Annotated in this window: 1 protein-coding gene; it reads left to right on the forward strand. The window is 67.1% G+C overall.

Annotated elements, in window-relative coordinates; translation table 11 throughout:
- Positions 1–49: 49 nt before the first annotated feature.
- On the forward strand, positions 50–672 hold a 623-nt coding region (locus L0U85_RS16270; RefSeq protein ID WP_241378809.1), incomplete at its 3' end, for an HNH endonuclease.

Consider the following 672-nt stretch of genomic DNA (forward strand, 5'->3'; position numbering starts at 1 on the left):
CTGGTCGGGATGCTGGGCACCGGTCGCATGGTGTGAAGCGCATCACATCGTGCATTGGGCGAACGGCGGGCCCACCACCGCCCAGAACCTCATCCTGCTGTGCCGGTTCCACCACGGAAGGGTCCACACCCCCGGCTGGGACATCACCAAGACCGGACCGGGCAAAGCCCTCATCGTCCACCACGAAGGCCACGACGATTCTGACCTTGATCTGAAGTGCGGGTGCGCGGACTGGCGGACCGACGAAGACCTCGAGATCGACTTCGCCGACGACATCGCCAACATCTTCCCCACCGGCCTCTACCCCGACGAGTACGGACCGGGACTGCGCGAAGACCTCGACCGCATCGCCGAAGCCCTCGAACAAGAACGCCTCAACGCCGAGATGAAGGAAGCCAGGGCCAGGCTGCGCAAGAAGTACGCCGCACCCAACCCCACACCGACTCCAGCTTCGCAGGCCGGGGGCGAGTCCGAGTGCAACACCGGACCCGAGCGCGGCACCGAACAGAGTTCCGCGCCGGGCTCCGGACCAGGCGGACGCTCCCGTCCCGAAGACGAGCACGCCTCCGCACCGTCCACACCACCAGCAGCCGCACCGGCTGAACCGGCCGTACAGGTCGCGGCGATGCGCCTGGTGCACCCGAAGACGAATGAACCGCTGATCCCGGTGCG

The sequence above is a fragment of the Glycomyces sp. L485 genome (assembly GCF_022548875.1).
GTDB lineage: Bacteria > Actinomycetota > Actinomycetes > Mycobacteriales > Micromonosporaceae > Glycomyces.